Raw genomic sequence first — 264 nt, 5'->3', positions numbered from 1 at the left:
GAGTCGACCCGCACGCGTGCAGAGTTGAATGGTGTCAGGGTACGGATACCGGGTTTTATTGTGCCGATCAATTTTGATGACCAACAACGGGTGATCGAATTTTTCCTGGTACCGTTTTTTGGTGCCTGTATTCATGTCCCACCCCCACCACCGAACCAGATTGTCCATGTCGAGGTGGAAGACGGATTTGTGCTGGAATCGATTTACGACCCGGTCTGGCTGGAAGGTGTTCTGTTCCTGGAGCAAAACGTCAATGGTCTGGGC

1 protein-coding gene is annotated in these 264 nt (G+C 51.9%); it reads left to right on the top strand.

Annotated features, from left to right (window positions below; translation table 11 throughout):
- A partial coding sequence (locus Q4563_RS20390) for a DUF3299 domain-containing protein (protein ID WP_303605810.1) occupies positions 1-264 on the top strand: 264 nt, incomplete at both ends.

The sequence above is a fragment of the Gilvimarinus sp. 1_MG-2023 genome, from assembly GCF_030548285.1.
This window is presented reverse-complemented; position numbering and strand designations above follow the sequence as displayed.